Origin of the sequence: Larkinella insperata, assembly GCF_026248825.1 — a bacterium.
Classification (GTDB): Bacteria; Bacteroidota; Bacteroidia; order Cytophagales; family Spirosomataceae; genus Larkinella; species Larkinella insperata.
The window spans coordinates 1,593,452-1,613,237 of the sequence record NZ_CP110973.1 but is presented as its reverse complement, the minus strand read 5'-3'; the positions used below and the strand labels follow the sequence as shown (position 1 = coordinate 1,613,237).

General features: G+C 50.8%; 21 protein-coding genes. 11 read left to right on the top strand and 10 right to left on the bottom strand.

The features are described from left to right. The first annotated feature begins 70 nt into the window (after positions 1–70). Positions 71–622, top strand: a complete 552-nt coding sequence (locus tag OQ371_RS06520; protein ID WP_265992986.1) for a lipocalin family protein — start codon at positions 71–73, stop codon at positions 620–622. Between the two features lie 380 nt (positions 623–1,002). Beyond that, positions 1,003–2,226, top strand: coding sequence for a PSP1 domain-containing protein (locus OQ371_RS06515; protein ID WP_265992985.1), 1,224 nt, complete (start codon positions 1,003–1,005; stop codon positions 2,224–2,226). Positions 2,227–2,288: 62 nt separating this feature from the next. Here the strand turns inward: OQ371_RS06515 and OQ371_RS06510 are convergent, their stop codons facing one another. The 3 genes from OQ371_RS06510 to OQ371_RS06500 form a co-directional block, all read right to left on the bottom strand. Then, positions 2,289–2,969, bottom strand: coding sequence for an FkbM family methyltransferase (locus OQ371_RS06510; RefSeq protein WP_265992984.1), 681 nt, complete (start codon positions 2,967–2,969; stop codon positions 2,289–2,291). A gap of 114 nt (positions 2,970–3,083) precedes the next feature. Beyond that, positions 3,084–3,383, bottom strand: coding sequence for a Dabb family protein (locus OQ371_RS06505; protein ID WP_265992983.1), 300 nt, complete (start codon positions 3,381–3,383; stop codon positions 3,084–3,086). A 60-nt stretch (positions 3,384–3,443) separates the two neighbouring features. After that, positions 3,444–4,163, bottom strand: a complete 720-nt coding sequence (locus tag OQ371_RS06500) for an RluA family pseudouridine synthase (protein ID WP_265992982.1) — start codon at positions 4,161–4,163, stop codon at positions 3,444–3,446. Positions 4,164–4,580: 417 nt separating this feature from the next. Here OQ371_RS06500 and OQ371_RS06495 point away from each other — a divergent pair, with 417 nt between their 5' ends. After that, positions 4,581–5,126, top strand: coding sequence for a DNA-3-methyladenine glycosylase I (locus OQ371_RS06495; protein WP_265992981.1), 546 nt, complete (start codon positions 4,581–4,583; stop codon positions 5,124–5,126). Positions 5,127–5,136: 10 nt separating this feature from the next. Here OQ371_RS06495 and OQ371_RS06490 read toward each other — a convergent pair whose 3' ends face one another. The 3 genes from OQ371_RS06490 to OQ371_RS06480 all read right to left on the bottom strand — a co-directional run bounded on the left by OQ371_RS06490 (position 5,137) and on the right by OQ371_RS06480 (position 8,661). After that, entirely contained in the window at positions 5,137–6,171 is a 1,035-nt protein-coding gene (locus OQ371_RS06490) for a sensor histidine kinase (protein ID WP_265992979.1), read from the bottom strand. 18 nt (positions 6,172–6,189) lie between these two features. Beyond that, entirely contained in the window at positions 6,190–6,894 is a 705-nt protein-coding gene (locus tag OQ371_RS06485; protein ID WP_265992977.1) for a response regulator transcription factor, read from the bottom strand. A 921-nt stretch (positions 6,895–7,815) separates the two neighbouring features. Then, positions 7,816–8,661, bottom strand: coding sequence for a YjiK family protein (locus tag OQ371_RS06480; RefSeq protein WP_265992975.1), 846 nt, complete (start codon positions 8,659–8,661; stop codon positions 7,816–7,818). A 75-nt stretch (positions 8,662–8,736) separates the two neighbouring features. On the opposite strand from OQ371_RS06480, the gene OQ371_RS06475 reads away from it, so the two are divergent. Further along, entirely contained in the window at positions 8,737–9,873 is a 1,137-nt protein-coding gene (locus tag OQ371_RS06475; RefSeq protein ID WP_265992973.1) for an AI-2E family transporter, read from the top strand. Positions 9,874–9,900: 27 nt separating this feature from the next. Here the strand turns inward: OQ371_RS06475 and OQ371_RS06470 are convergent, their stop codons facing one another. Further along, on the bottom strand, positions 9,901–10,530 hold the full coding sequence (locus OQ371_RS06470) for an LON peptidase substrate-binding domain-containing protein (protein WP_265992971.1): 630 nt from the start codon (positions 10,528–10,530) through the stop codon (positions 9,901–9,903). A 1-nt stretch (position 10,531) separates the two neighbouring features. After that, positions 10,532–11,005, bottom strand: coding sequence for a gliding motility lipoprotein GldH (locus OQ371_RS06465; RefSeq protein ID WP_265992969.1), 474 nt, complete (start codon positions 11,003–11,005; stop codon positions 10,532–10,534). 186 nt (positions 11,006–11,191) lie between these two features. Here OQ371_RS06465 and OQ371_RS06460 point away from each other — a divergent pair, with 186 nt between their 5' ends. From OQ371_RS06460 to OQ371_RS06440, 5 genes are all read left to right on the top strand, one after another. Beyond that, entirely contained in the window at positions 11,192–11,554 is a 363-nt protein-coding gene (locus OQ371_RS06460; protein WP_111628838.1) for a BlaI/MecI/CopY family transcriptional regulator, read from the top strand. Between the two features lie 2 nt (positions 11,555–11,556). Beyond that, positions 11,557–13,260, top strand: coding sequence for a M56 family metallopeptidase (locus tag OQ371_RS06455; protein ID WP_265992966.1), 1,704 nt, complete (start codon positions 11,557–11,559; stop codon positions 13,258–13,260). A 24-nt stretch (positions 13,261–13,284) separates the two neighbouring features. Then, complete coding sequence (locus tag OQ371_RS06450) at positions 13,285–14,388, top strand: hypothetical protein (protein WP_265992964.1); 1,104 nt, start codon at positions 13,285–13,287, stop codon at positions 14,386–14,388. Further along, positions 14,385–15,359: a hypothetical protein gene (locus tag OQ371_RS06445; RefSeq protein WP_265992962.1), complete on the top strand. Its 975-nt coding sequence runs from the start codon at positions 14,385–14,387 to the stop codon at positions 15,357–15,359. The genes OQ371_RS06450 and OQ371_RS06445 overlap by 4 nt, the downstream gene beginning before the upstream one ends. Before the next feature lie 175 nt (positions 15,360–15,534). After that, positions 15,535–16,167, top strand: a complete 633-nt coding sequence (locus OQ371_RS06440) for an SGNH/GDSL hydrolase family protein (protein ID WP_265994272.1) — start codon at positions 15,535–15,537, stop codon at positions 16,165–16,167. 1 nt (position 16,168) lies between these two features. Here the strand turns inward: OQ371_RS06440 and OQ371_RS06435 are convergent, their stop codons facing one another. Beyond that, positions 16,169–17,119: a toxin-antitoxin system YwqK family antitoxin gene (locus OQ371_RS06435; protein WP_265992960.1), complete on the bottom strand. Its 951-nt coding sequence runs from the start codon at positions 17,117–17,119 to the stop codon at positions 16,169–16,171. A gap of 115 nt (positions 17,120–17,234) precedes the next feature. Between OQ371_RS06435 and fcl the strand changes: the two genes are divergently transcribed. Continuing rightward, the gene (gene fcl, locus OQ371_RS06430; RefSeq protein ID WP_265992959.1) at positions 17,235–18,176 is read left to right on the top strand and encodes a GDP-L-fucose synthase; all 942 of its coding nucleotides are present in this window, start codon (positions 17,235–17,237) and stop codon (positions 18,174–18,176) included. Between the two features lie 65 nt (positions 18,177–18,241). Here fcl and OQ371_RS06425 read toward each other — a convergent pair whose 3' ends face one another. Further along, entirely contained in the window at positions 18,242–18,877 is a 636-nt protein-coding gene (locus OQ371_RS06425) for an acetyltransferase (RefSeq protein ID WP_265992958.1), read from the bottom strand. A 115-nt stretch (positions 18,878–18,992) separates the two neighbouring features. On the opposite strand from OQ371_RS06425, the gene OQ371_RS06420 reads away from it, so the two are divergent. Further along, the gene (locus OQ371_RS06420) at positions 18,993–19,778 is read left to right on the top strand and encodes a UDP-2,3-diacylglucosamine diphosphatase (RefSeq protein WP_265992957.1); all 786 of its coding nucleotides are present in this window, start codon (positions 18,993–18,995) and stop codon (positions 19,776–19,778) included. The last annotated feature ends 8 nt before the right edge of the window (positions 19,779–19,786 follow it).

Below are 19,786 nucleotides of genomic sequence, written 5' to 3'. Positions count from 1 at the left end.
CTGTAAATAAATTATCCCGTGTAGATTCGGGTCATTTTTAATTTATTTATTATCTTCTGTTCATTATTTTATGAAAGTTAACCACTACCTCATTATCGTCACGCTAAGTGTAGTAACATTGTTCGGCTGTTCTAAATCGAAAGATGACGTAAAGCCAGAGACTGAAAGTTTGCTGACTCGTAAATGGTCATTCAGTGAAATTAGTGTCAAAACCGACGCCAAGACGTATGCAATACCACCTTCTGATGATGCTACATTCTTTGGTGAAGACAACACTATAACTTTCAATAATAACAATACGTATTCTACTGTTGAAGATGGAAAAGTTATTGAGACTGGCACGTGGAAATTATCAGGCGATGGAAAAACATTGACGTTAACTGACATTGACAAGACCACGACTGACATGACGATAAATACGCTTTCCAATACGGCTATTGAGTTGGCAACTAAAAATGTGGATGTTACAAAAAACGATCAATCAGATGAAGAATTGAATATTGCTTTCGTTGCCGGTATGCTGCTGTACACGATTGACCTGGATAACGGTGGGAAAGTCGATTTCTCTCAAGAGCCTGAGCCTAAATCGTATCAATTGCTGCTCAAAGGGAAGGCCCTGTAAGGGAATCATTTAAAAATGCCGGGTGCGTAAATTCGTCATTTATTGGTGATACGGACCTGTTTTTAGGCAGAACGACGTTCAATCACGATGCGTAAACCAAAGTCTTGAAGAAAAGGGTGCAACTAGTTGTGCCCTTTTTTGTTAATTTAGGGTAATAATTATCTTTTGGCCGTTGCTGATTACGCTGACGGCTTTTTAATTGCTCATTCCCGCGACCGAGATCTATATAAAATGTGATCTGGAATCGGGCTCAGACAGAGTTAAGAAGTAAGAACGAAGAGTTAAAGAATCTGGACTCTCTGTCTATTTGATTTGAGCAGGTAGTGCCTGTTTAACTCTTGACGTCTAACGCTTGGCTCTTAACTATATATATAAGAGTTATGGGATGCAAATCATGCACGACCGGAGGCTGCGGAACGAAAAATGCAGCCGGAGCCGTGAAAGGATGTAAAAATAACGGAGCCTGTGGCACCGGCGGTTGCAATAAAATGAATGTTTTCGACTGGCTGAGTAACATGGAGACGCCCTCCACCCGCCGGTACGACGCAGCCGTGGAAGTGAAATTTAAAGGAGGGCGAAAAGAATATTTCCGGAACCCGCACCAACTCGACCTGACTACGGGTGATTTTGTGGTTTGCGAAATGCAAACGGGGTATCACATCGGTTGCGTGTCGCTCCAGGGCGAACTGGTTCGGTTGCAGATGCTGAAGAAAAACATTCCGTTTTCCGACGATCTGAAGGTGATTCACCGGGTTGCTTCGCAGAAGGATCTGGAGAAACACGAGCAGGCCATCGCCCGTGATCTGACGACCATGTACCGCACCCGCGAAGTGGTGAAAGAACTGAAGCTCAACATGAAGTTGTCGGATGTGGAATATCAGTCGGATAACACGAAAGCGACGTTCTACTATTCTTCCGACGAACGGGTTGACTTCCGGGAATTAATTAAAATCCTGGCGGCGGAGTTTAAAATCCGGGTGGAAATGCGGCAGATCAGTCTGCGGCAGGAAGCCGGGCGGCTGGGCGGTATTGGCTCGTGTGGTCGCGAACTCTGCTGTTCAACCTGGTTGACGGATTTCAAGAACATCACGACCTCGGCGGCCCGGTATCAAAACCTGTCGCTGAACCCCAGCAAGCTGTCCGGCCAGTGTGGGCGGTTGAAGTGCTGCCTGAACTACGAGCTGGAAACGTATGTAGATGCGTTACGCGATATTCCGCAGGTGGAAAAACCGCTGGAAACCCAGAAGGGACGGGCCTCGCTCCAGAAAACCGATATTTTCCGCCGGATCATGTGGTTTGGGTACAGCACTGAAAGCACGTGGTATCCGCTGCCCGTTGAGCGCGTCATGCAGATTCAGGAGCTGAACAAGAAAGGCATTATTCCCGAATCGTTCGACTTGCTGGAGCCGGTAGCTGAGAAGAAAGAAGGTGCGAAAGGGCTAACTTCGCTGAACAGTGATCTGGAAAAACTGGATAAAAAATTCAGCGACCGCAGCGATCGGAAGAAAAAACGGAAAAAGAAAAAACCGTCAGGAACGGGCGGTGGGCCTGCCGCCAATCCGGCGGCTTCGAACGGCCGTCCGGAAAAAGGCAAAGCTTCTTAATTGATAAAACCCAGCCGTACGGCTGGGTTTTATTGTTTTGTTGACTGACTGAAAATAACCCGTTAGTTGAAGACGGCTTTTTTGAAATTGCTTTTATTTCGTCGGAAGTTCAGCCAAAGATTCCTGTACCCTAACAGCAACTTTTCGGACAGGGTAAAAGGAAATAAATTGCCCTTGATATAAACGCTATCGCTTCCATCTTTATACCATATAACGTAGGTGTTCTGATCCATCCAGACCCGTATTTCGTCTAAAAACGGATTAATATAGGATTTTCCATGAGTCTCGACAGAAATTACATTCGGACGACTTTTTAAGTTTTTAAGAACGTACCATTCACTTCCTTCAATGTCGACGCTCAGCAAATCAATTGTGCCATCGTCCAAGTCAGAAAATACACGGCATTCCACTTCAAATGACGAATCGTCCGTTTTCTGATAATTATCGTTAGTAAGGGCGGGGCTGGAATGTAAGTCCGAAACGAAGGTCGAAGCAGCGGCTTTCGACAATTTTAGTTTTCCGTTATAATCCCAAATGGCTACGGGATAAACAGTAATTTTACCTTCTTTAAAATAGTCTTTAATCTTAGGAACGAGGGTTATATCGGCTTCCACCAGGGTAGCGCGAACGCCATCTTTTATAAAGTCGGCAATGTTAGAGGTTTCGGGCAGGTAAACCCCAACTTCGCAAACATGGTTAAAGGAGCACCCCTTCGCCTTTAAGCGCTTATACAGTTCAGTCATTGGATGAAAATAAGATGGCTTTAAACGCTAACTGGGTGCGGATGAAACGAATATAAGAAGAAAAGATAAAACCCAGCCGTTCGGCTGGGTTTTATCTTTTAGCATCAACGGCTTTTAATCCACTGCATCATACACCTGCACACGTTGCCAGTACCGGGAGCAGTTTTCCACAAATTTTTCGTGGATGGGGTCCACCTGGTAGGCGTCGTGGGCGGCTTTGTCGCGGAAAACGTACGTCAGCGACCAGTCATAGGAATGATCGATTACGGGACGGCGGGTATCGGCGGGTTTGCCAATGTAGAGGGCCTCAAAATGGGTGATGCCTTTGAGCGTTTCGAGACCCGCGCGCAGGGCCTGACGGTCTTCGTCGCTGCCGGGGTTGTTAAGCCAGAAATAAACGGTATGAACAAACATACGTGTCGGTTCGCCCGGGTTCGCCGGTGCGGTTTTAGTGAACGGGTTTTAGCCTGAAAACTAACTATTTTTCTCCAACTGCTTCACCAAAACATCGAAATCTTTCGGGTATGGCGCTTCAAAAACCGTTCGTTCGCCGTTGAGCAGGTCGAACGTCAGGGAGCGGGCGTGCAGGGCCACGCGCTGGATCAGCGATTGCTCCTCGGTATCTTTTTTCAGGTTGAATTTACGCTTCATTTCCGACAGAAAGACCGGTTTGCCGCCGTAGGTTGGGTCGTTGGCAATGGGAGCTTTCAAGCACATCAAATGCACCCGGATCTGGTGCATCCGGCCCGTAATTGGAATGCACTCCACCAGCGTATGCATCCGAAACACCTGCAACGTATTGAATATGGTCTCGGCTTCTTTCCCTTTCTGCCGATCAATTTTTACGGCGGTTCCGTCTTTGATGGGCGAAATGGGCAGGTAAACCGAAACTCCCTCAAAATCGTGCACACCGTCGACCACGGCATGGTACCGTTTGGTCACTTCGCGGTGCTCAAACTGCATGGCCAGGTGTCGGTAAGCCGCCGGGTTCTTCGCAATGGCCAGGGCACCCGACGTGCCTTTGTCCAGTCGATGGCCGAGCTGGGCGTCAGGATGATACGCTTTGGCCATCCGCAGGATACTCTGCGTTTTATCGGCGCTCCGTTCGTCGAGCGAAGCAATGTTGGGCGGCTTGTTAATTAAAATATAGTCGTCGTCCTCAAAAATAATCAGGTCTTCAAAATTCAGCTTCATAATGCAAATGTCCTGAACAGCAGCCTGCTATCCAAGTCGAAAAAAATCCTTGGTAAAAAACCCGTTGCTGCCGTTGCCGTTTTAGCGACAACATCAACCACTTCATCTTCGTCCGCAGTGCATCATCCCGAAGTTTTATGGAGCTCGATCCGACGCAGCCGGGCACTTACGACTACTACTATAACACCATCATAACGGTTTTTATTACCGGTTCGTCGGCTGGTTTGGGAAAAGCATTGCCCACTCATTGCAAGCCGGGAGCTGGAAGTGATTGCTGGTATGTCCGCAAAGCATAACCGGTCTGTTGGCCCACTATGGACGAATTTTTCTTTTTGTTTTGCCGTTCTTCTGAGCATAGACAGTCTAGAGATTTGGCGCAGAACCGCGCGAATCATACTTTCACCAACGCCGTTACTTATGTCCTATTGCCGCATTATTGAAACCATGACCGCCGACCGGAAGGCCCTGCACAAAGCCTATCACGATCAGCATTACGGTTTTCCAATTCACGACGACAACGAACTGTTTGCCCGCTTGGTGCTGGAAATCAATCAGGCCGGTTTGAGCTGGGAAACCATTCTGCGAAAAGAAGCCGGTTTTCGGAAGGCATACGACAATTTCGAGCTGCAAAAAGTAGCGGCTTACACCGATACCGACCGCGAACGATTGCTGGCCGATGCGGGAATCATTCGCAACCGGCTTAAAATCAATGCGGCAATCGAAAACGCAAAAACTATTCAGAAACTACAGAAAGAGCACGGTTCGTTTGAGAAATGGCTCGAACTGCACCATCCCAAAACGAGAGAAGAATGGGTGAAATTGTTTAAAAAGACGTTCCGCTTCACTGGGGGCGAGATCGTCAACGAGTTCCTGATGAGCATTGGCTACCTGCCGGGTGCACACGCGGCCGAGTGCGCGGTTTACGCGAGGGTTCTGGAAGCCAGGCCGCTATGGGCCAGCTAAAAATACAAGATTAGTCGGCTTTGTCCAGCTTGAAGCTAAAGCTGGTTCCTTTGTCGAGCTTGCTCATCACGGTAATTTTCGACTTGTGGGCGTTCAGAATGTGCTTCACGATGGCGAGTCCCAGGCCCGTACCGCCCCGTTCTTTGGAGCGGCTTTTGTCGACGCGGTAAAACCGTTCGAAGATGCGGTTGAGGTGTTCGGGCGGAATTCCGGGGCCGTTATCGCGAATCAGAACGGCGTAATGCTTTCGCTCTTCTTCAAAACTAACCTGTACCTTGCCGCCTTCGTTGCCGTATTTGATGGCGTTTTCAATCAGGTTGGTCATAACCTGCGTAATGCGCTGGGCATCGGCTTTCACCAGCACGGCACCGGGCGGATCGGCTTTGATTTTGAGGGAAGTTTGACGCGCGTCGGCCGTGTTTTCCAGTTGCTCAAAGACCTCCAGTGTTACCTGATACAGATCAACGGTCTCGAAATTCATCTTGACCTCGCCCGTTTCCAGTTGCGACAGCGCCACCAGGTCTTTCACCAGTGCATCCAGACCGTCCAGACTCTTGGCGGCTTTGGACAGAAATTTATCCCGAACTTTTTCATCGTCGACAGCCCCGTCGATGAGCGTATGAATAAAGCCCTGCGCGGCAAAAACCGGTGTTTTCAGTTCGTGGGAAACATCGGCCAGAAACTCGCGCCGGAACTGCTCCAGCCGCCGGAGTTCTTCGATTTCCTTCTGCTTACGGGCCACGTAAACAAAAATCTCGTCGTTGAGCTTCTTGAACGGGTTGTTGCTTTTAACGATGGTGCTGCGTGAAAGCGAAAAATCCCGCATTCGGAGTTTGTGGATGGTCTTGTAGAGTTTATTGACCTCGCGAAACACCAGGATTTCGATGGCAAACAGAATAAGGAAAAACGACGTGATGAGCGACGAAACCGCCACCACAAACAGCATGCTGCGCGTAACGCCTTCGACGAAGGCCAGAAACGCAACCGTTAGGCCCGAGATCAGGCCCGCCAGCAGAAATGCGATAAAACGGGGACTAAAAGACATGAAGTAAAGGTAAAATTCTTACCCCTCATTCGTAAACATATACCCGACGCCTTTCAGGGTTTTGATGTAGTTCTCACCAATCTTCTCCCGCAGTTTCCGGATGTGCACGTCTACCGTGCGTTCCAGAACGTAAATGTCGACGCCCCAGATTTTTTGCAGCAATTCTTCGCGGCCAAACACCTTGTTGGGCGACAGGGCCAGGAAAAACAGCAATTCAAATTCTTTTTTGGGCAGAACAACGGTTTTGTCGGCGTTCGTAACGGTGTAATTCTGGCGATTGATGGTCAGTCCACCAATTTCGATTTTATCCCCCGGATCGGCTTTTTGGGCTTCGCGCCGGAAGAGGGCGTTAATCCGGCTCATCAGGGCGCGCGGTTTGATGGGCTTGGTGATGTAGTCGTCGGCGCCGATTTCAAAAGCCGCCACCTCGGAGTATTCTTCCGACCGGGCGGTCAGGTAAAGGATATACGTTTGCCGTAAATCAGGCATGGTGCGAAGCTGGCGACCGGTTTCAATACCGTCCAGTTGCGGCATCATGATGTCAAGCAGCACCAGTTCGGGAACAAACGTGCGGGCCGTTTCAAGGGCCTTGCGGCCATCGGGGGCGGTGCGAACGTCGTATCCTTCTTTTTCCAAGTTGTATTGCAGCATCTCAACAATGTCCGGATCATCATCGACGACCAGTACGCGGTGAAGTTGTTGCGATGTTTTGGTGGCACTCATTCGGTAGGTATGTTGATGGAATTTAAACCCGAAGTTACGCGCTGTGTCAGCAATTTTACGAAGATAACTCCATTGTTAACAAAAACTTAACACGGAACGGCGGTATGAGATACACCGGAATGCTTTGGGGGCTCGTTGGGTTAAAATCCGATTTATAACCGATGAATGTGGGAAGGTCGGCAGCAGCCGCTCACCGTTTTACAAACTCAATTCGTTCAATACCCCGATTAAGGCTCCGCCAAACCATGGTTGGCTGTCCATTGATGACTTCCATTGAAAATTATCGTTTATCAGGCCGATATCCGATTAGAAAAGCTTCTTCCGGCTCAACAATACGCGAACCAGCAGGAAAGCGGTATTAAAACGGAAAGAGCGCCTGAGGCCTTTTCTTATTGACGAACCAATCAGGGTGAACTCGAGCATCAAGCAGAACCGGATACGTTTTACCGGCATATTCAATCGTGCATCGAATTCGCCCCGTCGGAAATCTCTGGGAAAACTGCGGGGTTAGGCCGCTGGTTGAATCGTTAATCTGGCCAAATTTAGGAAAATCCTATCTTTGGACAGCTTGATTTTTTCACGCACGTAAAGCTTTGGGTCATGCTTTACATACACTTTCTGAAGTGTCCACGTTTCCATGAGTTTAAAGTCCAGATCCCGCATAAGATGGATACCGAGCTGGTCATAATCGATTTTAGGCGCGACAGTCTTTGTATCCGGTCTGTGCACTAGCTGCATAGCAAGCCGACAGTTGCCAAGAGAAAGCTAGTGTTCATGATTACTAACGGTTGTCGTAAAACTCACAAAAGCTTCATGGGACTGTACGCTGTCATCACCCAAACACAAACCAATTCATAGTGAAGGTAGGATAATATCGTTATTTGTTTAGCTATAAAACCGTTGTTCTTAACTTGACTGTTACTATTTTTTCCGAATCAAAAACATATTGCCCTTTTCGTTTGTCATCACCATGTCCGTGTTGTTCACAAAGCTGATGCCCTCCGTTTGTCCGCGTGGAATCCGTAGGCAGTGCGTCGGATGACGGAAGTCAACCCGCCCGTTTTGCTGCTCAAACAGAAAAATTTTGCCGTAGGTCAGCACCGCCAGCGTTTGCCCGTCGGGACTGAGTGCCGCATCGGTGACCATGCTTTTCAGAAAAACGCTGTCCAGGGGCCATACGGCGTAATTACCGGCCCGGGCGGGCATCCCGTACAGGTTGACAAACCGCCGGGGACGCGAACGATTTTTGGAGATCAGATAGAGGCTATCTTTGGCAAAAACCAGGGCTTCACTGTCAAAATTGCGCGTATCTTTCGGCGCCGGAAAACGCTGTTGATTGGCATAGCGAAACGTTATGGCCTGAAATTGGTTAGGTACCTTGGGATTTATCCGGTAGATGCTGAGTTGAGTTTGCGCGTTGGCGTTATTACCAATGTCGCCAATGAATAAAGCCGTCGAATCCTGGCTCGCGAGGGCTTCCCAATCCCGGTTTTTCAGGTAGGGTAACGCCATCGAATCAACGAGTGAACCATCCCGGGCCACTTCGTAAAGCGTCGGGCGTCCTCCGCTGTCGTTGTGCGTCCAGAAGGTGTTGCGGTGGGCGCGGTAGACCAGGCCCGAGCTTTCGTTGACAACCGGCGCCAGCCGCCCAACCCGCGCAACCGCGTAGTGTGCTCGTCCGCTCCGAAAGCCACTGCGTTTGTTTTCGGTGTGGCAGGAGCAGACGGCAACCTTGAGTGAAAATAAAAAAAGTAAAAAAGAGGTCATTATATACGCTGTACAGTAAGAAGACCGGCCCGGAAGCAACCATCTCTCCCGTCTATCTTCCCAGTTCTCAAAAATATGGAAAACAAACAAGCTGAAGTTAATCTGCCTTCATACGTCCGGTTGGCCTGTATCCTGATTGTAACGACTATTCTGGTCTACTGGCTATCGACCATGCAGGAATTTTTGGTTCCTCTGGTGTTTTCGGTGCTGTTTGCCATGATTCTTTACCCAATCGACAACCGGCTGGAACGCTGGGGCGTGCCGCGCGTACCGGCCATCCTGGTTTGCCTGGTTATTGTAATTGGCTTTTTATACCTGCTTTTTTACCTGGTTTCGCTGCAAATCGCCAATTTTACCCAGGAAGCGCCCAAACTTGTTGAGCGCGGTAACGCTATCCTGGACCGGCTCCAGACGTTCGGGGAAGATCGGTTTCACATCAAAAGGTCCGAAATAACGAAAGAAGCCAAAAATTACTTCAACAACCTGATCCGCGAAAGCGGTTCGTTCCTGACGTCAACGTTGCTGGCGACGACCAATACCCTGTCAACCATTTCAATCGTTCCGTTGTACATCTTCTTTCTGATGTTGTACCGCGATTTCTTCCGCACGTTTTTCTATAAAGTCTTCAACACCACGAAACGGGCGAAAATTGATGTGGTGTTCGGCCGGATTTACACCGTCGTCAAAGACTACCTGGTCGGGTTGGTGCTGGTTATCGTCATTGTGGGTGTGCTGAATACCGTCGGTCTGCTGATTCTGGGCATCGACTACGCGGTATTTTTCGGTTTCCTGGGTGCGTTTATGATTCTCATTCCGTACATCGGTATCCTGATCGGGTCGCTGCTGCCGGCGTTGTTTACCCTCCTGACCAACGACAACCCCCTGATTGCGCTGGGCGTAATCGGTGTTTTCTCGTTTGTGCAGATTCTGGAAGGGAATTTTATCACTCCGTACATTGTCGGGTCAAAAGTGAGCATCAATCCCCTGTCGGCCATTGTTGTCTTGTTACTTTGGGGGCAGTTGTGGGGCGTTACGGGTTTGATTCTGGCGCTGCCCATGACGGCAATCCTGAAAGTGATTTTTGATGCCGTCGAGCCACTCAAACCGTACGGTTTCCTGCTGGGTGAAGCCGAGCGTCAGAAAACCAGGCCGTTGAACGTGAAAGACATTGCGGACAAAATTCCGAAGAAGGTGAAGGATTTGGTGGATTAAAGAAAAAGCGGAAACGACGTTCCAAAATCAGAACTTTAGTGGGTCGAGATTTTTGAAGTGGCCGTTCATTTTGATACGGTCTTTGGTGCGTTCCATCTCTGAGACTACCGGCAGTACCCGGTCGAGATGGCGGATCAGAAACTGTTGGCGTTCGTTTTCGTGCTCGAGGGTCAGCAGCTTGTATTCATCTTCAACGGACAAGCCAATTTTATGGGCCACCCGAAACGATAGCAGGGGAGTTTCTTCGTCGATTTCGGATTTAACCTGGAGTAGCTGGTAGAGCTGCGTTAATTTTACCACCAGCTCGTCCCGGTGATCGCCCAGTTCGGGTTCGCTTTCTACGGCTTCGACCCGCCCGCCCGCGTATAGTTTGCCCGGCGACGGGTTGTCGAAGGAGGCAATCCGGAAAATCCGGGTTCCCTCCGTTTTGATATCCATCCGGCCGTCGTCGTAGCGTTTGTGCAAGGCTACGACGCGCATTTCCGTACCAAAACCGGGGAGTTCATTGTTGATGAACGCTGGGATGCCAAAGGTGTTACCAGTTTCGAGACACTCGCCGATCAACTGACGGTACCGCTCTTCGAAGATGTGCAGGTTGAGTTCTTCGTGGGGGTAAACCACGAGGTTCAGCGGGAAGAGAGGCAAATAGATTTCCATGCTACAGGTCTTTTTCGACCGTCACACCCACGCCGTAGATCTCCGGCAGGGGATTCTGGCGCATGTATTGACGTAGTCGGATGGTGTATTTTCCGCTTTTGTCGAAACGGTATTTTTTCATCATGCTGATCCGGTGATCAAACAGGTCGCCCAGGCCGTCGCCGAGCGGCTTCCCCGTTTTGGGATCAAGCAACGTCAGTTCGTCCTGCTTGGATTCCAGCACATTCCCGCTGCTATCAAGCAGATAACGACGGATGTACAGGTTGTAATAAGGATACGAAAGGCTGTTGCGGACGTTGTAGTACACCGAATACGTGGCGGTGGTATCGTCAATTTCAAACGTAAATTCCGGTGTGTTTTTGATGTACCACCTTCCATCTTTGATGTCGTCAATTCCTTTGTAAACGGCCTTCTCATCGCAGCTTACGAGCAGCCACCATAACCCGGCCAGCATCCCTACCTGTAATTTCTTCATTGAATAGAACGGTCTTCCTACAAAACTACGACCGTTAGGATAAGTTTCAAACGAAACGGACGGGGATGAGCTACGATAAAAAACTAGAAAAATAGTTTGCAAACTAGCTGAATCGTTTTATATTCGTTAAAATGTCATTCGGACCCGGTCCGGCAACCTGAAATATGTTAACCTAATACTAGCACAATGGAAAAACTAACCGCTAAAGAAGAAGAGATTATGCAGGTTTTGTGGAAAGTCGAGCAGTCTTTCGTTAAAGACATGCTGCCGTATTTCACCGATCCCCCGCTGCACTACAATACCGTTTCGACGATAATCCGCAACCTGGAAGAAAAAGGCTACGTGGGTCACCAGGCTTACGGAAATACGCACCAATACTATCCGATTATCAGTAAAGAAGACTACCAAAACCGCTTTGTCCTTAAAAAAGTGGTATCCGATTATTTCGACGACTCCTACAAAAACCTGGTGAGCTATTTTGCCAAGAAGGACAAGATTTCGGTGGATGAGTTGAAAGAAATCATTACGATGATCGAGAAGGGGCAATAGCCATGAGCCTTTTGATTTACCTCCTGCAAGCGGGCCTGATTCTGGCGGTGCTGACGCTTTGTTATCGGTTGTTGCTCCGTCGGGCCACCTGGTTCGCCCTGAATCGGTATTTGCTGGCGCTGAACGTGGCGCTGGCCCTGGTGCTGCCGCTGGTTGATCTGCCCGACTTCCGGCCCGCGCCGGTTCGGAATCTGGTTCAGCAAACCGTTCCGAACCTGCGGGTGCTGGATTGGTCACGGCTTAAATCGACGGCATCCAACGCGCCGGCTAAACCGGTTCAGCCCCGAACGGCCAATGCGTCGGTGTTGGTTCAGCCGGAGCAGGTGCCGGTCAACTGGCAGCAACTGGTATTATGGCTTTATCTGGCGGGGGTAATCTTTCTGACCGGGCGACTTCTGGTTCAACTGGCGTCGCTCGGCCATTTAATTTTTCGCTCCGAACGATCCAGGGAAGCGGACGTCTGGTTGGTTGTCAACAAAAACGTCAGCGCCCCCTTTTCGTTTTTTCGCTGGGTTGTTCTCAATCCGGTCCTGTATGAACCCGACGAATTCGAGCAGATCATGCTGCACGAACGGGTGCACTGCCGCCAGTGGCACAGTCTGGATATGTTGATGGCCGAACTGATGCGGATTGTTTTCTGGTTCAACCCGTTTGCCTGGTGGCATCAGCAACTGGTGCAGGAGAACCTGGAATACTTGGTGGATCGGGAGGTGCTGGAGGAAGGCGTTGAAAAGAAATCCTATCAGTATTACCTGCTGAAAGCCAGCCTGTCCAGCGATGTCCCGATTCGGCCCGCCAGCAATTCATTTAATCAGCAGCAGTTAAAAAGCCGGATTTCGATGATGAACCGGCCTTCGGCCAAAAGGAGCGGTTGGGTCTATCTCCTTTTCGGCGGTATCATTCTGTGTGCCTGTACGGCCTTTATTGCGCCAACAAATGTTTCCAAATACGTCGTTGCCAATCAGTTTGGCGTGTTTGGCCTCATTACAGCCGCGACGAGGTACCAGGATCTGGAGGTGATGCGGGCGGCTTTTGCCGAAAAAGGCATGACGATGCACTACCGGGCTGACACAAACTCGGCGGGGCTGATCGACTACATTTCTGTAGAAGTGAAAATTGGGGCCAAACGAGTTGCGCGGGCAAACCGGCAGATTCCGCCGTTTGTGCTGACCGCCCGCCAGAATCCGGGGGGGCGGCCGCTGATCGTGCAGACAAACCACCAGGTAATGCTCCTGCCCGACACGTTGTATGCGCTCTGGGAGCACGAAAAACCGGTGGTTGTGCTGAATGGCCGGTTGCTTAAGCTACGGCCGGGTCAGCCGCTGGGCTTCGGCACGCAACCCGATTTCAGACGCAATTCCCTGACGGCGCGGGAAGCCGTCCGCCAGTTTGGGCAGGTCGGTAAATACGGTGCAACAACCATTGACGGAACCATCGTCGATGCCATCTTCTCGACCCAGCCGCCGGTTCTTGAAATGGGCCGTCAACTCTGGAAGCAGCAGCCGCTCACACTGCAGCAACAACTGAATACAACGTTTCTGATCGACGGCGAGCCCGGGACCTACGCGCAGTTTCGCCAGTTGCCGGTTGCGGATAAGCTGGCCGTGGCCGTTTTTGACCGAAAAACGGCCGGTGTGGTCAAACCGTCCTTTTCAACGGAAGCCCTGGTTGTCGTGACCACCAAACGCCAGTTGCTGGCCAGATAAACCGGTTTCCCTAAACCCTCGGTTATGAAAACGAAACCCTCCTTTTCACAGCATCCGGAGCAGTTCCGCTTCGTCAATCGCTTTGGCCCCCGCTTTCTGAAAAACCGGATTCGGATGATGAATCAGACGGCCCAATACCGGCGGTCGTGGCCCGTTTATGTGTTTCTGCTGGCCGTTATGAGTCTAGTAACGACGATGGCCGCCGTGGTAAAACAGAAAAGAAAGACGGGGCAGCCGGTTGTCACCAAGCCCGTGGAAAAGCCCGTAACCACGCGCTCGCTGGTTCAAAGGAAAGCGGTTCCGCAAAAGGCTCTGAACAGCGTTGGAGAACCCATTATGACAGTAATTAAAGAAACAACAACGGCTCCGGACTCCGTACATAATTTAGCCGAAGTAACGGTAGTCGGTGTTGAAAAACGAAGCCGGTACGTTGTTCATAAGGGGGAGCGGCTTTATTGGGTCATCACGCCCAGAATGACCTTCAAGGAACTGGCGGAGTTGAAACAGATCATTGAAAACGATACGCGGTACACTTTTGATTTTACGCAGATCAAGTTTGATCCGCTTCAGTTGTACATTGATGCGATTGAAGTCAGCGTACATAAGGAAAAAGGCGGCTCAGGATCAACGGACGAAGGCAAGCAGACCGATGAGCCCATCAAGTCGATCGGGGGCTATTTATCCCGAACAGAACAGGGCGAGTTAGGAATTGGCGGGGTCAGCGGAGCGGATAGTTGGGGGACCCCCGCGGCTTTGAAACAGGTGGTCGAAGAAGATGAAAAAGCCGTTGCCGGACTGCTTGCCGAAAACCGGATGCAGTATTTTATTTTGAAAAACCAGAAGCCGGGGATAGGTAGCAGCATAACCACGATGGGCCAGTGGCTGCGCGATAATCCGGGGCGTCGGAATGAGCGTCTGGGCGTTTTTGTCAATACCGAAAACCGACTTCAACTCTACCATCCGGAAAACGTTACGCTGCTGATCAATGGGCGGGAAATGAACGCCAGCGAAGTCGCATTGGTGGAGCCAAAGGACCTGCATACGGTTATGGTGAAAGACATGCGGGATGAATCTGCCGGACCGGACCGGAAAAAACGGTATGTCCAACTGTTTCTCAATCAGCCATGAAAACCAACTATCCACACCAGTATTCGTTCACCAACCGCTTTGAATATACCGGCTTGAAAAACCGTATTCAAATGATGAACCTTGAGCCCTCCGACGCGGGCTGGTGGCGGTACGCCCTGCTCTGGCTCTTAACCATCGTGCTGGTGATGGCGTGCCAGAACTGGCAGGACCGGGAGGAGACGAAAACCGTCTATCAACGTGATTTTCCCCTCAACAACCCCACCCGCGTTCTGGTCGATCAAATCGAAACCGGCACTGCCTGGGGGCGGTTGTTGAGCTTTTACCGAAAAAGCGGAAAGAGCAAAACGGCTTTTGCGCTGGAATACGGCGATCCGCTGATCCTCCGCCTGAAAGGCGAAACGCTCAGCTTGGTGGAATCCTACCGGGATCAGACAACGATTTACCTGAACGGCAAGGAAGCTTCCATCGACCTGCTGGCCAAACTCAGGATGGATTACGTTGAAGAACTGTTTGTGCTGCACGAGTTTGAAGGCATGGATTACAGTGACCCCAAACCCTACCGCCTGCTGATTCAGATTAGTGACAACCCGATTGGGGCCGAGTCAGGCCGGTCGCAGTTTGCAGCTCTGCTGGAAGCGGCCGCAATTACGGATCACCCGCAGGGTACCTCGCACACCTATACCATGAATACGCTGCTCGAAGCCACGTTTTTTGGCTACCCGGATGCTTTTGTCAAGCGGACCAAAAACCAGCACCTGAAACTGATGGACGAGTTCAGTAAGGACATTGATGTTTTCATCAACGGTATTCCGGTTGATCCGAAAGACGTAGAAACCGTGCATGTACGGGAAGTAGACCGCCTGTACACCCACGAACGACCGTATACGCTGTGGCTGCGGAACGTCCAGCGCCAGCGCCGGTATGTACTGTATATTCAGACCGCCCCCAAGCGCGCCCGGCGCGACAGCAGTTATTACGTATTCAGCCCGTTTTACTCCGGTGATTTTTAGAGTTGACGGGCGAAAAGCCAACATAAAGCCGATCTCCGGTGTTTAGGTCGTGACGTTTTTATCAAAACAGTAGTTGAACTGTCCACCTAACCGGTTTCCCTTGCAAAGCTTCGTGAATCTTTTTTTTCTCCTTCTTTTCCTGGCCTGCGCCCGACCCGGCGTGGAGGACGACGGTATGATAACCAACCCCGATGCTTCAGTACATGCCCACACGTATCTCGCGCTCGGCGATTCGTACACCATTGGCGAGAGCGTTCCTGCCAGTGACCGCTGGAGTGTGCAGCTTGCGGGGTTGTTACGGAAAGAAGGCGTTGACGTGGCCGACCCGGATATCATTGCCCGCACCGGCTGGACCACCCACGAACTGATGGAAGCCATTCAGCGGAGCGGTAACAAGAAAACGTACGGTCTGGTGTCGCTGCTGATTGGCGTAAACAATCAGTATCGCGGACAGGATACCGAACGCTACCGGAACGAATTTCGGGAATTGCTGCAAACTGCCATACGGTTTGCCGGAAACCGGCCGGGACGGGTGTTCGTGCTGGCCATTCCGGATTGGGGAATCACGCCATATGCCGCCAACTCCGGGCGTGACCGCCAGCAGATCGCCCGGGAAATTGATGCGTTTAATGCGGTGGCGCAGGAAGAATGTCAGAAAATCGGTATTGTCTACGTGGATATTACGCCAACCTCCCGCACGGCGGCTGGCGATGCCTCGCAAATTGCCGAAGACGGCCTGCATTATTCGGGGAAGCAATACCGTCTCTGGGCTGAAAAAGCCCTGCCGGTCGCGAAAAAGCTGCTCTAATTTACTGATCGCTGTCTTCAGCGAGTTCTTTTTCCTTTTCCTTGGGCCGTTCGTAGGTAACTTTGCCCCTTTCGTCCCACTCACTGATGACGTAGGGCTCAAACTCTTCGGTCCAGCGGTCGCGGGCGTGCTGGGTAATTTTTTTGCGTTGCCGCCGGTACTGATAGTATTCGGTCCAGCGCCCTACTTTCATGCCGTGGTCGTACTTGCCCTCGGCCGCGAGTTGGCCACCTTCGTAGAAGGCCAGGTATTGTCCGTGAATCTTTCCGAACTCTTTCGGCAACACTTCTTTCACTTTCGTGTGCGCTGAGTCGTAGTACGTAATTTCGGATTCGGTCGGAAAGCCCCGATTCCACTTCTGCTTATCGAGGAGCATGTAATTGGCGTCGTATTTCTCCCAGCGGCCATCTTTAGCGCCGATGTAATAGTACCCTTCTTCGAGCAGAATACCGTTCTGATACCGCTTGTACGGTCCGTGCAGGATCATTACTTTGTCCTTGTCCTTGATCAGTGACGACGAAACACGCTGGGCTTTGGGGTCAAACCAGTACGTTTCGCGGACGTAAGGATTGGGGTCACGGTATTGCTTCAGCACCGTGAATTTTTCGATGATCGTGCGGTCGCCACTGCCAAATTTGGTGTACTGCTCCACAATCGGGATGCCCTCGTACTCCGTCCGCAGCAGCTTCTGTTTCTTCCGCCGTTCGGATTTGTCCTTCTGGTCTTTCTTGAACTGTTTAACTTTCAGACCCAGGTCGGGCAAGGTTTCGCTGACCAGTGTTTCAACACCAGACGGAACCAGCGAGGGTCCTTTTTTGTCGTCTTTCGGCGATTTCCCGGTAACGGGGGCCTGCGACGTTGTAAATGAATTTTGCACCGGGGAGGTAGTCGTTTGTGCCGTGACTACCTGCCAGCTTACCAGCAGTACTCCTATGAGTGTGACTTGTTTCATGCAGCAATAAAATCGGCCTGTGCGGCCCAGCCGTATAATCCTCTAGTTAAACGCTTGACTGTCGGGTTTTATTTTGTCAAAAACCGTGCATAAATTCGTTTAAAAATAAGGAATTGTGGAAAAAGAAGCGAAAATATATGTTGCCGGTCACCGGGGTATGGTAGGCTCGGCGATTGTTCGAAAATTACGGACGGAAGGATTTGACAATCTGCTGGTTCGCACGTCATCCGAACTGGATTTGCGCAATCAGGCGGCTGTCGAAGCGTTTTTTGAAACTGAAAAACCCGATTACGTTTTTCTGGCGGCTGCCAAAGTAGGCGGTATTGTGGCCAACAACACCTACCGGGCCGACTTTCTGTACGAAAATCTATTGATCGAAGCCAACATCATTCACCAGGCTTACCGGACGGGCGTCAAAAAACTCCTGTTCTTGGGTTCGTCCTGTATTTATCCAAAGCTGGCTCCCCAGCCGCTGAAGGAAGACTACCTGCTGAGCGGTTTTCTGGAATCGACCAACGAACCGTACGCGATTGCCAAAATTGCCGGTATCAAGCTGTGCGAATCCTACCGCCGTCAGTACGGCTGCAACTTTATTTCGGCCATGCCGACCAACCTCTACGGCCCCAACGACAACTACGACCTCCAGAGTTCGCACGTGCTGCCCGCCCTGATTCGCAAATTTCACGAAGCCAAAATCAACGGACAGCCTGCGGTGGAAGTGTGGGGGACGGGCTCACCGCGCCGGGAATTTCTGCACGCCGATGATCTGGCCGACGCCTGTTTCTTCCTGATGGAAAACTACAACGACGAGCTGTTTGTCAACATCGGCACGGGCGTAGATGAAACCATCCGCGAACTGGTCGATCAGGTGCAGCAGGTGGTCGGCTACGAAGGCGAAGTGCGCTGGAATACCGACAAACCCGACGGAACACCCCGCAAGCTGATGGATGTTTCCCGGCTTCACGCGATGGGCTGGCAACACCGGATTGAACTCAAAGACGGTCTGGAAATGACCTATCAGGATTTCCTGGCGAACGAAGAGTTATACGTGGAATAAGCGTTAAAAACTGTTTCGCGGAGTTGAGCGGAGTCTCTGCTAAACTCCGCGAAACAACCCCTTATTTATCCTACTTTCTGCGCCGGGTTACCGAACACCGTCGTTCCGGCGGCCACGCTCTCGATCACAACCGAGCCCGCGCCAATTCGGGCGTTTTTGCCAATGGTCACCCCCGCCACGATGGTTACGCCCGTGCCGATGAAAGCGCCTTCTTCAACTGTTGCCCCTGAGTTGATGAAACTACCTGTTCCAACGTGGACATAATCGCCCAGTTTAGTCTGAGCATCAATGACGGCTCCCGCCTGAATAATGCAGTGCTGCCCAATTTCGGCAAAGGGATTGATCACCACCCGGGCGGCAATCAGGTTTCCGTGGCCGATGCTCGCCAGGGTCGAAACCGTCGCCGTATCGTGAATGGCGTTGACGGGTTGAATATGCCGCCGGTCGTTGAGCATCTTCACCAGCTTTTTCCGGACGCGCGTATCGTCCAGGGCCACAAAGGCTTCGCATTTCTGGCCGATGAGCTTCAGAAAACCGTCGTCGTCGGTTTCGCCCAGCACCGACACATCACCAAATTCTTTACCGTGTAGGTTTTTATCGTCGTCCAGCAGGCCGTAGACGACCACGCTGTTTCGCTGAAAAATATCCAGAGCTGTGAGCCCCAAACTGCCTGCTCCAAAAATGAGAACCGGATTCTCCATGTTGCTTGAATTACTATTATGGTATTGTTAACAAACCGCTTATTTGTCTGAAAAAGTTTGCAATGCGGTAAAATTGCGGAAACAACGACTTCATAGTCAATGTGTAGTTTCGGACATGAAACAAAGCACTCATTTTCGAACAATCGTCATTTCGGATGTGCATTTGGGAACGAGCGGTTCGAAGGCAAAAGAAGTAACGGATTTTTTGAAGTACTACACTTGCCAGAAATTAATTCTCAACGGCGACATCATCGACGGCTGGCAACTGCGCCGGGGCGGTGAGTGGAAGAAGAAACACACGGCTTTCTGGCGGGCGGTGCTGAAGGCAATGGATAAGCACGACACGAAGGTGATTTACCTGCGCGGCAACCACGACGATTTCCTGGACCAGATCATGCCCCTGCGGCTGGGTAAGTTTTTTTCAATCCGGAAAGATTACGTTCTGAGTTCGGGAACCAAACGGTTTTACATCACCCACGGCGATGTTTTCGACACGATCACGACGCAGATGAAGTGGCTGGCGTATCTGGGCGATCTGGGGTATACTTTTTTGCTGTGGGTCAACAAATGCTACAACAATTACCGCGCCTGGCGGGGGCTATCGTATTATTCCCTCTCGCAGCGGATCAAACACCGCGTCAAGCAGGCCGTTAGCTACATCTCGGATTTTGAAGAGAAGCTGACCGAACTCGCCAAAGCCCGCAACTGCGACGGCGTGATTTGCGGTCATATTCACCACCCGGCCATCCGCCAGTTCGGTGAGTTGATTTATATGAATTCGGGCGACTGGGTGGAGTCGCTGAGCGCCCTGGTGGAAGACCACGACGGCAACTGGAACCTGCTGTATTATAGTGCCGAACTGGAAAAAGCCGAATCGCTGCCCTTCCTATATACCACCTGATTGGCGGC

What these genes read in the sequence shown, in the direction of transcription:
- OQ371_RS06520 (WP_265992986.1), top strand. Translation starts at nt 71, where the DNA reads ATGAAAGTTAACCACTACCTCATTATCGTCACGCTAAGTGTAGTAACA.
- OQ371_RS06515 (WP_265992985.1), top strand. Translation starts at nt 1,003, where the DNA reads ATGGGATGCAAATCATGCACGACCGGAGGCTGCGGAACGAAAAATGCA.
- OQ371_RS06510 (WP_265992984.1), bottom strand. Translation starts at nt 2,969, where the DNA reads ATGACTGAACTGTATAAGCGCTTAAAGGCGAAGGGGTGCTCCTTTAAC.
- OQ371_RS06505 (WP_265992983.1), bottom strand. Translation starts at nt 3,383, where the DNA reads ATGTTTGTTCATACCGTTTATTTCTGGCTTAACAACCCCGGCAGCGAC.
- OQ371_RS06500 (WP_265992982.1), bottom strand. Translation starts at nt 4,163, where the DNA reads ATGAAGCTGAATTTTGAAGACCTGATTATTTTTGAGGACGACGACTAT.
- OQ371_RS06495 (WP_265992981.1), top strand. Translation starts at nt 4,581, where the DNA reads ATGTCCTATTGCCGCATTATTGAAACCATGACCGCCGACCGGAAGGCC.
- OQ371_RS06490 (WP_265992979.1), bottom strand. Translation starts at nt 6,171, where the DNA reads ATGTCTTTTAGTCCCCGTTTTATCGCATTTCTGCTGGCGGGCCTGATC.
- OQ371_RS06485 (WP_265992977.1), bottom strand. Translation starts at nt 6,894, where the DNA reads ATGAGTGCCACCAAAACATCGCAACAACTTCACCGCGTACTGGTCGTC.
- OQ371_RS06480 (WP_265992975.1), bottom strand. Translation starts at nt 8,661, where the DNA reads ATGACCTCTTTTTTACTTTTTTTATTTTCACTCAAGGTTGCCGTCTGC.
- OQ371_RS06475 (WP_265992973.1), top strand. Translation starts at nt 8,737, where the DNA reads ATGGAAAACAAACAAGCTGAAGTTAATCTGCCTTCATACGTCCGGTTG.
- OQ371_RS06470 (WP_265992971.1), bottom strand. Translation starts at nt 10,530, where the DNA reads ATGGAAATCTATTTGCCTCTCTTCCCGCTGAACCTCGTGGTTTACCCC.
- OQ371_RS06465 (WP_265992969.1), bottom strand. Translation starts at nt 11,005, where the DNA reads ATGAAGAAATTACAGGTAGGGATGCTGGCCGGGTTATGGTGGCTGCTC.
- OQ371_RS06460 (WP_111628838.1), top strand. Translation starts at nt 11,192, where the DNA reads ATGGAAAAACTAACCGCTAAAGAAGAAGAGATTATGCAGGTTTTGTGG.
- OQ371_RS06455 (WP_265992966.1), top strand. Translation starts at nt 11,557, where the DNA reads ATGAGCCTTTTGATTTACCTCCTGCAAGCGGGCCTGATTCTGGCGGTG.
- OQ371_RS06450 (WP_265992964.1), top strand. Translation starts at nt 13,285, where the DNA reads ATGAAAACGAAACCCTCCTTTTCACAGCATCCGGAGCAGTTCCGCTTC.
- OQ371_RS06445 (WP_265992962.1), top strand. Translation starts at nt 14,385, where the DNA reads ATGAAAACCAACTATCCACACCAGTATTCGTTCACCAACCGCTTTGAA.
- OQ371_RS06440 (WP_265994272.1), top strand. Translation starts at nt 15,535, where the DNA reads ATGATAACCAACCCCGATGCTTCAGTACATGCCCACACGTATCTCGCG.
- OQ371_RS06435 (WP_265992960.1), bottom strand. Translation starts at nt 17,119, where the DNA reads ATGAAACAAGTCACACTCATAGGAGTACTGCTGGTAAGCTGGCAGGTA.
- OQ371_RS06425 (WP_265992958.1), bottom strand. Translation starts at nt 18,877, where the DNA reads ATGGAGAATCCGGTTCTCATTTTTGGAGCAGGCAGTTTGGGGCTCACA.
- OQ371_RS06420 (WP_265992957.1), top strand. Translation starts at nt 18,993, where the DNA reads ATGAAACAAAGCACTCATTTTCGAACAATCGTCATTTCGGATGTGCAT.